Genomic DNA, 13980 nt, shown 5'->3' with positions numbered 1-13980 from the left:
GTGGCTAAGGAAGATGTCATTGAGGTGGAAGGTACGGTCATTGAACCGTTGCCGAATGCAACATTTAAGGTTGAGCTTGAGAACGGTCATCAAATACTTGCCCATGTGTCCGGGAAATTGCGGATGCACTTTATCCGTATCCTAACCGGAGACAAAGTGGTCGTGCAGTTATCGCCTTATGATTTATCAAAAGGACGTATAACTTACCGTAAATAGATGGGAACTACAACAAAAGTTTTGCTTCGCAAAACTTTGAGGAGGTAATTAACATGAAGGTAAGACCTTCTGTAAAGCCCATTTGCGAAAAATGCAAAGTCATCCGCCGCAAAGGGACTGTTATGGTAATTTGCGAAAATCCGAAACACAAACAAAAACAAGGTTAAGAAGGGGGTGTAGCGTAAAATGGCTCGTATAGCTGGAGTGGATTTGCCACGTGATAAACGCGTTGAGATCGCCTTGACTTATATTTTCGGAATCGGTAAAACGACTTCCCAGAAAATTCTTAATGAAACAGGCATTGACGTTAACACACGTGTCCGTGATTTGACGGAAGATGAAGTCAGCAAACTGCGTGAAACGATCGACAAAGAGGTTAAGGTTGAAGGTGACCTTCGTCGTGAAATTTCCTTGAATATTAAACGTCTTACTGAGATCGGCTGTTACCGCGGTGTTCGCCACCGTCGTGGATTGCCTGTTCGCGGTCAACGTACTAAAACGAATGCCCGTACCCGGAAAGGCCCGCGTCGTACGGTAGCAAACAAAAAGAAATAAGAAGAGGTGATAAGAGACAATGGCTAAACCGAAAAAAGTCGTACGTACTAAACGTCGCGACCGGAAAAATATCGAGTCTGGCGTGGCACACATCCGTTCCACGTTCAACAACACTATCGTTACGATCACGGACCCTCACGGAAATGCAATTTCCTGGGCAAGCTCCGGCGGTCAAGGATTTAAAGGTTCCCGTAAATCGACTCCATTTGCAGCGCAAATGGCAGCCGAAACTGCTGCAAAAGCAGCTATGGAACACGGCATGAAGTCCGTTGAAGTTATGGTTAAAGGACCGGGCGCGGGCCGCGAAGCAGCCATCCGTTCCCTTCAGGCCGCTGGCCTTGAAGTAAACCTCATTAAAGACGTAACTCCGGTTCCTCACAATGGATGCCGTCCGCCGAAGCGTCGCCGCGTATAGTGAAATCAGAATTGTGATTGTGGTATAATTCTGACGCATCTGCTAATAATAGGTGTTTAGGCATACTACATGATACACCTGATGGGGTGACAGTTTCATATAGGAGCGACGTTTGAAGGAGGGGTACACTCGTGATAGAAATCGAAAAGCCGAAGATTGAGACCGTAGAAGCCAATGATGAAGGAACCTATGGGAAATTCGTAGTTGAACCGCTGGAACGTGGATATGGCACGACTCTGGGGAACTCGCTTCGCCGGATCTTGCTTTCCTCCCTTCCGGGAGCCGCAGTGACTTCGGTCCAAATTGACGGCGTTCTGCATGAGTTCTCGACCGTTCCTGGCGTAATGGAAGATGTGACGGAAATCATTCTGAACCTTAAAGCTCTTTCCCTGAAAATCCATTCAGACGAAGAGAAAGTGTTCGAGATTGATGCTGAAGGTGAAGGCATCGTTACCGCAGGTGATATCCGTGCGGACAGCGATGTTGAGATCCTGAACCCGGATCTTCATATTGCAACGCTGGGACCTGGCGCGAGACTTCACATGCGAATTTTTGCAGGCCGTGGCCGCGGTTACGTCCAAGCGGACCGTAACAAGCGCGACGATCAGCCCATCGGAGTTATCCCGGTGGATTCCATCTATACGCCTATCTCTCGTGTGAATTATGGCATCGACAACACTCGTGTAGGTCAAGTGACCAACTACGACAAATTGACGATGGAAATTTGGACGGATGGCAGTATCAGACCGGAAGAAGCTGTTAGCCTGGGAGCCAAAATTTTGAACGAGCACCTCGTTTTGTTCGTAGGTCTTACGGACGAGGCGAAAGACGCCGAAATTATGGTGGAAAAAGAAGAAGACAAAAAAGAAAAAGTGCTTGAGATGACAATCGAAGAGCTTGATCTTTCTGTGCGTTCTTACAACTGCCTCAAACGTGCCGGTATTAATACCGTGCAAGAGCTGACTACGAAAACTGAAGAAGATATGATGAAGGTTCGTAACCTGGGCCGCAAATCTTTGGAGGAAGTTCAAGAGAAGCTTGAGGAACTTGGTTTGGGACTCCGTACAGAAGAATAGCTGGCAGATTGCTTGAGTAAAGGAGGGAAAACAAATGGCATACCAAAAGTTGGGCCGTGATTCCAGTGCGCGTAAAGCATTGTTCCGGGACATGGTAACGGATCTGTTTCTTTATGAGCGTATCCAAACAACAGAAGCTAAAGCGAAAGAAGTTCGTTCTATCGCTGAAAAGCTGATCACTAAGGCGAAAAAGGGCGATCTTCATGCTCGTCGTCAAGTAGCAGCATTTGTCCGCCGTGAGACTGTAGACGGTGAACAGGATGCAATCCAAAAATTGTTCTCTGACATTGCTCCTCGTTACACAGAGCGTCCAGGCGGATACACTCGTATCCTGAAGCTGGGACCTCGTCGTGGCGATGCTGCGCCTATGGTTTATCTTGAACTGGTAGACCGCGCGTAGGATCACAAGTTATGATTTCCGGATGTACCCCTTATCGCACATGCTCTTATGTAGTATGGGCAGAGAAGTATTTAACGTTATTGTGCAGCAGGGGCATTTAAGCCCTGCCGTACAATATCCGCGGGAATCACCTTGTATAGAGTAGAAGGAGCTCCCGCCGGGGCTCTTTTTTTTTGAAAACGAATGGTGATGTAGTTTGGAACCGCTGAAAGGAAGAACGGAAATGCGCAATCTATTGATGAAGGTCAATTATGACGGTACCCGCTATGATGGCTTTCAGACCCAGCCTCAGGGCAATACGATACAGGACCATATTGAACATGCCATACTGCATCTGACCGGCGAGAAACTCAAAATAACGGGCTCAGGACGGACTGATGCAGGTGTTCATGCATATGGCCAGCCGTTTAACTTTCTTACCTCTTCCAAGATCCCGTTAGAGCGTTGGTGCTTGGCCCTGAATGCTCGGCTGCCCCAGGATATTGTAGTCACTGAGGCACAGGAGGTACCGCTGGAGTTTCACTCCCGCAGAGGAGCTAAGCGCAAGACCTATCGGTATACAATTAACGGCAACCGGTTCCCGGATCCTTTCCAGCGGCGATGGCAGCATCATCATCCGGTAAAGCTTGATATCTTTGCAATGCAGCAAGGTCTAACTCAAATTGTAGGTACCCATGATTTTACGTCGTTTGCATCAAGGAAATCTACGAAGAGTTCACATGTCCGGACGATTTTTGAGGCGCATATGGAGCTTGACCTCAGTATGTGCCGGGACGGATCTGCAGACCAGGGAGTAATTCACACCTATATTACGGGCAGTGGCTTTCTACAGCATATGGTTCGCATTATTATGGGAACGCTGATTCATGTAGGGGAAGGAAAGATTCGTGCAGAGGCGGTTGCCGATATTCTTTCTGCCTGCGACCGTGCAGAAGCGGGGCCTACGGCTGTAGCTAAGGGATTAGCACTGTGGAGTGTGGAATATGACGAAGCGGGTAGCTAGATGTTCAGTGCATTTATATTTATAAAATATTATGCGTTGAATATAAGAAATCACTTGCGCTAGTTATGTTTATGCTGTAATATAAAAGTTGTGTTTTCTTGATGGCTATCCCACAGCCCCGATCAAGAGAATGCCAACAAACAAGTTTTTCTTAACTCACATAATTGTAATCCAATGAGAAACAAGATATACGAAACAGATGATTTTCGTACGAGAACAAGGAGGAAACATTCATGCGTACCACCTATATGGCGAAGCCGAACGAAGTTGAACGCAATTGGCACATCATTGATGCCGAAGGCAAAACACTTGGTCGTTTGGCAAGCGAAGCCGCTGCTCTGATCCGTGGCAAACACAAACCACAATTCACTCCACATGTTGATACTGGAGATTTCGTAATTGTTATCAACGCTGAGAAGATTCACCTGACCGGCAAGAAAATGCAAAACAAGAAATACTACCGTCACTCGATGCACCCAGGCGGTCTGAAGGTTACTGTTGCAGAAGACCTGATCAAGACCAGACCTGAGCGTATGATTGAATTCGCAGTTCACGGCATGATTCCTAAGACTCGTCAAGGGGATCACATGAAACTGAGACTCAAAGTATATGCTGGCGCTGAACATCCACATGCAGCACAAAAACCTGAAGTTTACGAACTTCGCGGATAAGAATAGAGGAGGACAGTTTCATGGCACAAGTACAATACTATGGGACAGGTCGTCGTAAACATTCGGTAGCACGTGTTCGCCTTGTACCGGGTGAAGGACGCATTGTCATTAACAAACGCGAGATGGACGAATATTTCGGTGTGGAAACACTGAAGATGATCGTAAGACAACCTTTGAACCTGACTGAAACTCTGGGTAACTACGATGTAATCGTTCTTGCACATGGTGGCGGCATTTCCGGTCAAGCTGGCGCAATTCGTCACGGGATTTCCCGTGCATTGCTCAAAGTTGACCCTGAGTATCGTGGAGCTTTGAAGAAAGCCGGCTTCCTGACTCGTGACCCACGTATGAAGGAACGTAAGAAATACGGCCTCAAAGCCGCTCGTCGTGCTCCACAGTTCTCGAAACGTTAATATTACAAAGAATTCAAGCCTCTGGCCCTTTGGGTCAGGGGCTTTTTTCTTCTTTTAATTCAATTCCCCCTCATCCAAAATACTCCAATGACATTTCCCCGTTACACTATAGATATCCCGAGTTAGTATGTAATATTTCATGCCTCTCTTGGCTCTGCCGAATTCGGTAGGGCCGCTTTTTTTGTGCGAAAAATATTGAGAGGCAGCGGGTTTTTAAATGCATTCAAAACTTTCACCCAAAATGGATAAAACCATTGACTTCGGCCCTGAATGCCTTATACTATTCCATATAAGATTAGTTGGAATTAACGGATATTAAGTATTTATTGAGATACCAGGATGGAGGAGTGTAATAATGAACTTAATGGAGAAGGAAGATTTAATCAGAGTGAAGGCTGAGGAGCTGGAGAATGCAGCACCTGAGGATATTATACGCTGGGCCGTAGATACTTTTCCTAATATAACCTTTGCCTGCAGCTTTGGTGCTGAAGATGTTGTACTAGTCGATATGATTCAGAAAGTTAGTCCCTCAACAGACGTTTTTTATCTGGATACGGATTATCACTTTAAGGAAACGTATGAGACAAGAGATATAATGGCAGATAAATATGGCATGGAATTTGTCCGTGTGTCGCCGCAGATTACCACCGAGGAACAAGCGGAACAATACGGTGAGGCTTTATGGAATACAGACCCCAATCAATGCTGCGCGATCCGCAAGGTAGAGCCTCTAACCCGGATTCTTTCGCAGTATGATGCCTGGATAACAGGAATACGCCGTGATCAGGCTCCAACTCGAGCTAATGCTAAAAAGGTCGAATACGATAACAAGTTTGGCCTTGTTAAATTTAATCCGATCGCCAACTGGACCACAGAGGATGTATGGAACTATATCCGTGAGAATGATGTAGTGTATAACCCTTTACATGACCGTAATTTTCCGAGTATCGGCTGTGAGCAATGCACGCGGGCAGTTATGCCGGGTGAAGATCCACGTGCGGGAAGATGGTCCGGATCGGACAAGACTGAATGCGGATTGCATAAATAAGAACGTAATTCGAATTGCACAGAAGGAGAGAGAGCATAGATGACTTCAATACTTCCTCATGGAGGAACACTGATCCAGCGTGTAGCTGAAGGGACACAGAGAGAAGAACTGCTTCAGCAGGCTTCCGGTCACAAATCGATTACCTTAAACACTTGGACTTTGTCAGATCTGGATCTGATCGGGGTAGGTGCATTTTCTCCGCTCACAGGCTTTCTGAATGAAGAAGATTACCACTCTGTGGTCAAAAGCATGCGTCTTGCAAATGGCACGGTATGGAGTATACCTGTTACTTTGTCTGTGGAAGATAAAGTGGTTTCAGGTCTTGCGGTAGGTGACAGAGTCTCGCTGATTGGTGAGGAAGACGGAGTTATTTATGGATTACTTGATATTGAAAGTATTTATAGTGTCGATCAGCAGCTTGAAGCGCAGAATGTGTTCAAAACAACGGATCCTGCACACCCAGGTGTGAGCAAGCTGTTGGCTAGGCCGACAACTTATGTTGGTGGACCCATTACAGTTCTAAACCGTCCTCAACCGGAGAAGTTCGGAGAATTTTACTTTGATCCAGCTGAGACACGTCAAATTTTTGCGGACAAGGGTTGGAGAACTGTTGTAGGTTTTCAAACGCGTAACCCGGTACACCGTGCACATGAGTACATTCAGAAGTGTGCAATGGAGGTTGTGGATGCGCTGTTTCTTAACCCTCTGGTAGGTGAAACGAAGTCTGATGATGTGCCGGCCAATGTTCGTATGAAAAGTTATCTTGCACTGCTGGAGAACTATTACCCGGAAGACCGCACTTTTTTGGGTGTATTCCCTGCTGCAATGCGTTATGCCGGACCGCGGGAAGCGATTTTTCATGCGATGGTTCGTAAAAATTACGGTTGTACCCACTTTATAGTCGGCCGGGATCATGCAGGTGTAGGTGATTATTACGGCACTTATGAAGCCCAAGAAATTTTTTCGAATTTCACGGCAGATGAGCTGGGAATTACTCCATTGTTCTTTGAACACAGTTTCTTCTGTGTGAAATGCGGTAACATGGCTTCGAGTAAGACCTGCCCACATCCAAGTGACCAGCATTTGACACTGTCAGGGACGAAAGTGCGCGCATTGCTAAGAGATGGGAAGTGCCCGCCTCCGGAATTTACGCGTCCAGAGGTAGCAGAAATTCTTATTGAGGGAATGTCCACAGAAGTCACTGCCCAATCCTAATAGCCAGTACTATTTGGCCCTCTTGTCCCATATAGATGAGTAGAATCTATCGGGACGAGGGGGTCTTTGTTATGTCTGGCCGAAAGCAAGCGAAAGTCTCGGTCTGGATCTCATGGAGCAGCATCAAAAAAAGCATGGTAGGTGCTGTTTTGCTGGTAATAATGATCGGTATTATTGCTTATGATATGCCAACTGCCAGAACACTGAATTACTGGAGCCTGCCGTTGTCAGGAAAAGTAATTGCTATTGATGCAGGGCATGGAGGTCCTGATGGGGGGGCAGTCAGCCGGGAGGGCTTGATTGAAAAGGACATCAATCTTTCTGTTTCTTTATATCTGCGGGATTATTTACAGCAGGCAGGAGCGATAGTGATCATGACCCGGGAAGGTGATTATGACTTAGCCCAACAAGATACCAAAGGCTACTCTAAACGCAAGACAGAAGACCTGAAGCAGCGTGTAAGAAGTATTGAGGAGAAGGGGGCAGACTTGTTTATAAGTGTGCATATGAATAGTGTACCTTCAGGCCGCTGGAGCGGAGCGCAGACCTTCTATTACCCGAACAACGAAGGGAATAAAGCTTTGGCGGGATTTGTACAGGATGAGCTCAGAACGACACTTGAGAACACGGACCGGGTGGCGAAGACTGTGAATACCGTGTATTTGCTGAAAGCATTAAAAATGCCTGCTGCACTTGTTGAGGTAGGCTTTCTCTCCCATCCACAGGAATCAGCTTTACTTGGGGATGATGTTTACCAGCGAAAGGTTGCTACCAGCATCTACCGGGGGATTCTAAGATACGCTTCTGAACACTCTTGAGTAGTTACTACGCTTTTGCGGAAGGGTAATGGTATAATAAATCAAAAATACCGGTACCTTACCCGTCCGGAGAGGAAATTGAGGTGCTTTCCATGCTGACCAGGGAACAAATTCAGGAATTATTGCAACCGCTCACTGACCCGGAATCCGGAAAAAGCCTTATCGATTTACAGCTGATTCGCGATATCATGGTCAAAGAGGACCGAATCTCACTATCACTCGTCTGTCTCGATACCGATGAGAAAAGCCGTATGGAGCTTGAACAGAGTGTTCGTGTTTTATTGGATGAGGGAGGTGCGGGCAATGTTCATATCCGTTTGCGTGATGCCACTGATTATGAGCGCGCTATTCTTCGCGGAGAGAGCTCGGAGGGCCAAGCCCAACCAAAGCAAGGTGAGCCGTTAAAAGGACACGCAGCGGGTCTTGAGGGGCATGAGCTGATCAATGAGCACTCAGGTGTGAACTTCATCGCGATTGCCAGCGGCAAGGGTGGGGTAGGCAAATCGACAGTCACCGTTAATTTGGCTGTGGCATTGGCCAGAAAAGGCAAGAAGGTCGGACTGATTGACGCTGACATCTATGGTTTCAGCATTCCTGATATGATGGGGATTGAAGAAGGCCCGATTGTAGAAGAAGGAACTATTATTCCTGTCGAACGTTTCGGAGTAAAAGTCATGTCTATGGGCTTTTTTATCCGTGAGAATAGTCCTGTTATCTGGAGGGGACCAATGCTTGGTAAAATGCTGCGCCAGTTCTTCAGCGATGTCGGCTGGGGAGAGCTTGATTATATGCTGCTCGATCTGCCGCCTGGAACGGGTGACGTAGCACTTGATGTCCATCAGATGCTGCCGCACAGCAAGGAGATCATTGTTACTACCCCGCATGCAACAGCGGCATTTGTAGCCGCAAGAGCGGGATCTATGGCCCTGCAAACAGACCATGAGGTTCTTGGAGTCATCGAGAACATGGCTTATTATGAGTGTTCTTCCTGCGGGAGGAAAGATTATATCTTTGGCCGCGGAGGCGGAGCGAGATTGGCTGAAACCCTTCATACGGAACTGCTTGCCCAGATTCCTCTGGGCGCACCGGATAATCATATTTCTGAGCCGGACTTCTCGCCTTCTGTGTATAAGGCAGGGACAGCAACCGCACAGCTATTCGCTGAGATGGCTGACAAGCTGATTGCCAAATACGAATAGTGTGTAAATACCAAAAAGAGGCCGGTTCCAGTAATAGGAAGGCCTCTTTTTTTGAATCAGGATCCTGAATCATCACTGCCTTTGTCTCCACTGCTTCCCTTCTCTTTACCCGAATCCTTCTTTTCAACCTTAGGCTGCAATTCGTCTTGAACTACAGTCTTAAGGAGATCGAGTACCTCCATTCGGAACAATGGATTTTGCATGGCTTCCTGCATGATGGTCATGGATTGTTTGCGGTAATCAGAGGTTTTGGTAAGATCAAGGAACATCTTCATCATTTCAGGTGATTTCATGATTTCAGCAACTGACTTCTGGTATGTTGGATCTTTAATCAACTGAAGGTGGAGCTCTTTGTTTTGTGAATTAATTGCTTTTGCGAAATCTCCTGCGAACTGTGGATCTGTCATGATTTTTTCAATTTCCTTCTGATACTCCGGTGCTGTGATGGTATCCTTTACCGCAACTCTGATTTGCTCGTTGGTTTGCATTGGCATCATCTTCATACTCAGGCCGCTGGAGCTGCTTCCCTCAGAGCCAGAGCTTGGAGCAGACAATGCCTCCTGCACTGCTTTCTTTCCCTCTTCGCTTTTCAATATATCTACAACCATTGTCTTCATTTCCTTGTAACTGACCTGTCCGGAAGAGGAACTGCTCTGTTCGCTGCCACAAGCCGTTAGGGTGATAACCATGCTGAGCAACAAGCTCCCAGTCCACAAAGTCCTCCACTTCATTGGCGCTGCCCTCCTTTATGGGATTCCTGCATGTAGTATGCCGCAGAGGTAAGCTTTTATGTTGGCTCGGAATGGTTTTTTGCCGGTAAGCTTGGTAAAATAAATCTGACATGTGGGAGGTGAAAAGGCTGAGTATAAGGAAATGGTTTTTTTTATTCTGGACCACGCTACTGATCGGGGCGGGAGGGGCTGTCATTGCCGGACTTTTGCTGCAAGTTGCTAACGGTGGAATTGATTTCAAAAGCACAGCCGATTCATTAATCTATCCGCTGATACTACTTGGCTACGGTATGCTTGTGAGCGTTTACGCTCAACTGGGTTTTTTTGCATATCTGATTCTGAATTACATGGGAATCGGGGTGTTCCCGCGAAAGGTCTGGCAATATATCCAGATCATTTTGTCTCTGCTTGCCCTACTCGAACTGATTTTTTTGCGTACTTTTGTAGGCGGAGGCAGAAATGTAGTCTCTGATTTGCTTTTGGGCATCGGGATTCTGCTTACCGCAATTATCGTAGCCTACTTTAAAGTACGGAACACGAACAGATCAGCCTGGATTCCGACATTTTTCTTTTTGACAGCCATTACCATAGTGGAGATCATTGGAGTACTCCGCATAGGAGTAGACAGTGCCACTGTTTTTATTGTGGTCCCGCTCATTGCCTGTAATGCATTCCAAATCTTGATGCTCCACCGGATCCTTAAGCCAAAACAATGATAAAATATGCAGTAAACAACCCCGCTCCTCGGTTATGAGAAGTCGGGGTTTTGTAAAAAAAGGATACCAGCCTGAATAGCATGGCGTAGCTGTTTCTACTTGATAAGATTAAAAACAGAAGCAGCAGGTTAATCTTTAAGAACAGCGTACATAACAAAAAATCGATTGAAACGACTAGGAGGGAATATATGAACATCAAGCGCTATATGATAAAAGACACAAATGAATCTGTCCTGAAAAAACTCGATCCCGAAGAGAGCGGGGACTTTAAATCAAAGGAAGAGGCAGAGGTGAAAATGGCAAAGCTCAAGGAGCGTCTCGCCGAACTGCAGGATATTCTTTTCGCCCAGAAAAAGCATTCACTGCTAGTCATTCTTCAAGGAATGGACTCCAGCGGGAAAGATGGAACGGTCAAACATATTTTCTCCGGCATTAATCCACAAGGATTTATGGTCACCAGCTTCAAAAAACCTTCCTTGGAAGAAGAGGCTCACGATTTCCTGTGGAGAGTACACATGAAGACACCGCCCAAAGGTTACATCGCCGCATTCAACCGTTCTCATTATGAGGATGTTCTGGTACCCCGGGTCCACGGTAATCTCAAAAAAGAAGAAATGAAACGCCGTTTCCGCTACATTCGCGAATTTGAGGCCATGCTGGCGGAAGAGGGCACAACGATAATCAAACTTTTTTTGCACATCTCCAAGGATAAACAGCTGGAAAAGATCCAGGAACGGCTGCAGGACCCGGCCAAACATTGGAAGTTTGATGCGAGTGATCTGCAGGAGCGGGAGTACTGGGATGATTATCAGGAAGCATATGAAGATGCCTTTAAGGAGACAAGTAATGATAGTGCACCATGGTACTGGATTCCGGCCAATCACCGTTGGTACCGTAATTATTTGGCTTTAGCCATTGTTGTCAAGACTCTGGAGAGTCTGGATCTGAGCTATCCAAAGCTGGATACTCCGACACCTGATATTTCAGAACTAATCTCTCCACGACACTAGGGGGATTCAACTGGGCAGCAGAAGGACAACGAAAGGGTATTACATGCCGGCAGCATCTTCCAAACCCTCATTGAGCATGGCGGAATCACGGACTTCCTTACCCTCAGCACTGCTTTGGCTGATTAGTTCAGATACAGTTACAAATTCATAGCCTTGACTACGGAGGTTATCAATAATCTGCGGAAGGGCTTCATGGGTCTGCTTGCAGGAATCACTGGCATGTAAAAGCACAATATCACCAGGGTGTGCCTTGCTGGTCACACGTTTCACGATATTATCCACACCAATGTTTTTCCAATCGAGCGAGTCTGTATCCCACTGTATCACCTTATATCCCAGGTCGCTTGCAACCTGAAGTACCCTTTTGTCAAAATCACCATTCGGCATCCGTATCAAATTGGGCTCTTTGCCGGTCAACTCAGTCAGTACGGTATGGGCAGTAGTAATCTGGTTTTTTATTTCTTCATTGCTTAAAGTGCTGTAATTTACGTGTTTGTGGCCATGGCTGCCGATTTCGTAACCGGCATCTTTAATGCTTGTAACAATTTCCGGATGCGTTTTGCTCCAGGGAGAAGAGAGGAAAAAGGTAGCTTTATCTACCTTTTTATCTTCTAGCACCTTCAGAATAGGTTCAGGCCGTTTCTCTCCCCAGCTGATGTCAAACGTTAAAGCGATGAGCTTCTTCTCTGTCGGTACGCTGTAAATGGCGGAAGGGGCTGTTTCCGAAAAAACGGTAATATTGCCTCTCTCGACATAAACGACACCGGCAGCAAGAAGCGCAGCGGCAAAGATATAGATGAATCGTTTTATCTTTTTGCCGCTGAATACATAAAATGAATTCATATTGTTAGCGCTCCTCTCCCATGCGAAATGCTTGTTTGTTCTAAATGTATGCTCGTACAGAGCGCTTATGACCTTATATCTGTCCAACATATCTTCAGGAGGTAATTATGCTGTCTTTCCCCGCTTTCACCAGAGATGTATCCGCAATTCGCAAAGCAGTATTACTCGCGCTCTTATTATTTGTGGCGGGAGGGATTATAGGTTGGATGGGTACTGGCAGTCTGCAAAGGCTTCTATCCGGACAGTTGGAGGGTTTAAGTAAAATCAGCGGCAGCCTCAAGGAGTCTTCTCATCCCCAATGGAGTTTTTTTCAATTTATTTTTCTGAACAACAGCATTAAAAGCGTGCTTATTATCTTCTTAGGCGCTGTATTCGGAATATTGCCTGCACTATTTTTATTGATTAATGGTGGGGTGATCGGATATCTGATCCATTTGTCGGCCATGCAGGGATTAGATTTGTTTGATCTTATTGTTAAGGGACTACTGCCGCATGGGATTATTGAAATCCCGGCAATCATTATCGCCTGCGCGTTTGGCTTGCAGTTTGGCTGGAACGTAATCTCCGATTTGTTTAGTTCAGCTACCGCGAGAGAACAGAGGAGCGGTGCGTGGCCAGCCTTTATGCGCCAAACTCTAAGGGCATCCATATGGATTGTTATTCTGCTGTTTATAGCCGCAATCATTGAAAGCACAATTACATTTTCCTTATTATCATAAAAATTCAGAGAATTGAGCATAACATTAAAGCCTTTCATTGCAGGGATAGAAAGGTAAAGCTATATGCTCGGGCTTGGAAGATGGCCATACAGGAGATTTTTAATAATTATGGTTATAGATGCGATGCTCCGGTTAATCTAGTGTAAGTGGATATCTAACGCAGCTTTCCCCAACCCGCGGACTATCTTCTTTAGCACAAGTAGCAGCATCTCAGGATTTGTTGTATTTAATTTGATGAAGGAGGCCAAGCATATGTTGGGAATGTTGTTCAATGAAAAAGAGTGCAAGGAGCTGGATTATGTTCTGCGTAAAGAGCTTGATGAAATGCTCCTTGATTTAAGTGATCAACGCTTGGACCAAAATATCAGACATGCCATAGCCAATCGATATAAAACTGTATTCCGGATGTATGCGCGTTTTGCCCCGCAGAAGGAGCTATCCAAGTATGCTTGGGGAGGACGTTATTCCCAGTCTAAACATTAGAAAACTGATTTTAATTAAATAGGTTGACTAAAAGGGAGCCGCTGTGATACATTATATCTTGCGCTCCTTTTCAATTTGTTGAAGAGTAGCCGAAGGCAAGGAAAAATGAAAAAAACATTTTTTCAAAAAAAAAGCTTGCCAAATACTTAAGTGCTGTGATATATTATAAAGGTCGCTGCTGACAAGCAACGATGAAGAAAAACGAGACATTGATCTTTGAAAACTGAACAACGAGTGAGTGGGATTTCACGCAAGTGAGATCCAAAAATAGAGAATATTTTATTCTCGTCAGATGTTTCAAAATGAGAAATCGCTCTTTCTAAATACCAATTTGGAGAGTTTGATCCTGGCTCAGGACGAACGCTGGCGGCGTGCCTAATACATGCAAGTCGAGCGGAGCTTATCCTTCGGGGTAAGCTTAGCGGCGGACGGGTGAGTAACACGTAGGC

General features: G+C 45.9%; 19 protein-coding genes and 1 rRNA gene. 18 read left to right on the top strand and 2 right to left on the bottom strand.

Annotated elements, in window-relative coordinates:
* The 13 genes from infA to A3849_RS21580 all read left to right on the top strand — a co-directional run bounded on the left by infA (position 1) and on the right by A3849_RS21580 (position 9029).
* Positions 1-216 (top strand): translation initiation factor IF-1, encoded by a 216-nt coding sequence (gene infA / locus A3849_RS21640; protein ID WP_018753971.1) that lies wholly within the window; start codon positions 1-3, stop codon positions 214-216.
* 53 nt (positions 217-269) lie between these two features.
* Complete coding sequence (gene rpmJ, locus A3849_RS21635; RefSeq protein WP_003322638.1) at positions 270-383, top strand: 50S ribosomal protein L36; 114 nt, start codon at positions 270-272, stop codon at positions 381-383.
* Positions 384-402: 19 nt separating this feature from the next.
* Complete coding sequence (gene rpsM / locus A3849_RS21630) at positions 403-771, top strand: 30S ribosomal protein S13 (RefSeq protein WP_036721817.1); 369 nt, start codon at positions 403-405, stop codon at positions 769-771.
* Positions 772-790: 19 nt separating this feature from the next.
* A complete protein-coding gene (gene rpsK / locus A3849_RS21625; RefSeq protein WP_020427052.1) occupies positions 791-1186 on the top strand; it encodes a 30S ribosomal protein S11 in 396 nt (131 codons plus the stop codon).
* A 131-nt stretch (positions 1187-1317) separates the two neighbouring features.
* Positions 1318-2262, top strand: coding sequence for a DNA-directed RNA polymerase subunit alpha (locus A3849_RS21620; RefSeq protein WP_025706576.1), 945 nt, complete (start codon positions 1318-1320; stop codon positions 2260-2262).
* A 34-nt stretch (positions 2263-2296) separates the two neighbouring features.
* Complete coding sequence (rplQ, locus tag A3849_RS21615; protein WP_019908254.1) at positions 2297-2662, top strand: 50S ribosomal protein L17; 366 nt, start codon at positions 2297-2299, stop codon at positions 2660-2662.
* A gap of 223 nt (positions 2663-2885) precedes the next feature.
* Positions 2886-3665, top strand: coding sequence for a tRNA pseudouridine(38-40) synthase TruA (truA, locus tag A3849_RS21610; RefSeq protein WP_074113283.1), 780 nt, complete (start codon positions 2886-2888; stop codon positions 3663-3665).
* A 233-nt stretch (positions 3666-3898) separates the two neighbouring features.
* Positions 3899-4336, top strand: coding sequence for a 50S ribosomal protein L13 (gene rplM / locus A3849_RS21605; RefSeq protein ID WP_074086537.1), 438 nt, complete (start codon positions 3899-3901; stop codon positions 4334-4336).
* Between the two features lie 20 nt (positions 4337-4356).
* On the top strand, positions 4357-4749 hold the full coding sequence (rpsI, locus tag A3849_RS21600; protein WP_042140127.1) for a 30S ribosomal protein S9: 393 nt from the start codon (positions 4357-4359) through the stop codon (positions 4747-4749).
* Between the two features lie 355 nt (positions 4750-5104).
* A complete protein-coding gene (locus A3849_RS21595) occupies positions 5105-5797 on the top strand; it encodes a phosphoadenylyl-sulfate reductase (RefSeq protein WP_074113282.1) in 693 nt (230 codons plus the stop codon).
* A 39-nt stretch (positions 5798-5836) separates the two neighbouring features.
* Positions 5837-7012, top strand: coding sequence for a sulfate adenylyltransferase (sat, locus tag A3849_RS21590; protein ID WP_074113281.1), 1176 nt, complete (start codon positions 5837-5839; stop codon positions 7010-7012).
* Positions 7013-7083: 71 nt separating this feature from the next.
* Positions 7084-7830, top strand: coding sequence for an N-acetylmuramoyl-L-alanine amidase CwlD (cwlD, locus tag A3849_RS21585; RefSeq protein ID WP_074113280.1), 747 nt, complete (start codon positions 7084-7086; stop codon positions 7828-7830).
* Between the two features lie 92 nt (positions 7831-7922).
* Positions 7923-9029, top strand: a complete 1107-nt coding sequence (locus A3849_RS21580) for an Mrp/NBP35 family ATP-binding protein (protein ID WP_074113315.1) — start codon at positions 7923-7925, stop codon at positions 9027-9029.
* 56 nt (positions 9030-9085) lie between these two features.
* On the opposite strand, the gene gerD is transcribed toward A3849_RS21580, so the two are convergent.
* Positions 9086-9760, bottom strand: coding sequence for a spore germination lipoprotein GerD (gene gerD / locus A3849_RS21575; RefSeq protein WP_074113279.1), 675 nt, complete (start codon positions 9758-9760; stop codon positions 9086-9088).
* A gap of 110 nt (positions 9761-9870) precedes the next feature.
* Here gerD and A3849_RS21570 point away from each other — a divergent pair, with 110 nt between their 5' ends.
* Entirely contained in the window at positions 9871-10476 is a 606-nt protein-coding gene (locus A3849_RS21570; protein ID WP_256700858.1) for a KinB-signaling pathway activation protein, read from the top strand.
* A 188-nt stretch (positions 10477-10664) separates the two neighbouring features.
* Entirely contained in the window at positions 10665-11486 is an 822-nt protein-coding gene (locus A3849_RS21565) for a PPK2 family polyphosphate kinase (protein ID WP_074113278.1), read from the top strand.
* 39 nt (positions 11487-11525) lie between these two features.
* On the opposite strand, the gene pdaB is transcribed toward A3849_RS21565, so the two are convergent.
* Positions 11526-12329, bottom strand: coding sequence for a polysaccharide deacetylase family sporulation protein PdaB (gene pdaB, locus A3849_RS21560; RefSeq protein ID WP_074113277.1), 804 nt, complete (start codon positions 12327-12329; stop codon positions 11526-11528).
* Between the two features lie 110 nt (positions 12330-12439).
* On the opposite strand from pdaB, the gene A3849_RS21555 reads away from it, so the two are divergent.
* From A3849_RS21555 to A3849_RS21545, 3 genes are all read left to right on the top strand, one after another.
* Positions 12440-13048 (top strand): stage II sporulation protein M, encoded by a 609-nt coding sequence (locus tag A3849_RS21555; protein WP_372237786.1) that lies wholly within the window; start codon positions 12440-12442, stop codon positions 13046-13048.
* A 252-nt stretch (positions 13049-13300) separates the two neighbouring features.
* Positions 13301-13531: a hypothetical protein gene (locus tag A3849_RS21550; protein WP_025706563.1), complete on the top strand. Its 231-nt coding sequence runs from the start codon at positions 13301-13303 to the stop codon at positions 13529-13531.
* Between the two features lie 328 nt (positions 13532-13859).
* Positions 13860-13980: ribosomal RNA gene (locus A3849_RS21545) — 16S ribosomal RNA — on the top strand; the annotation flags it as partial.

This window comes from Paenibacillus sp. P46E (genome assembly GCF_001909095.1).
GTDB lineage: Bacteria > Bacillota > Bacilli > Paenibacillales > Paenibacillaceae > Paenibacillus_AQ > Paenibacillus_AQ helianthi.
Note: the sequence above shows the minus strand (reverse complement) of the source record. Positions and strands in the feature narration are given on the sequence as shown.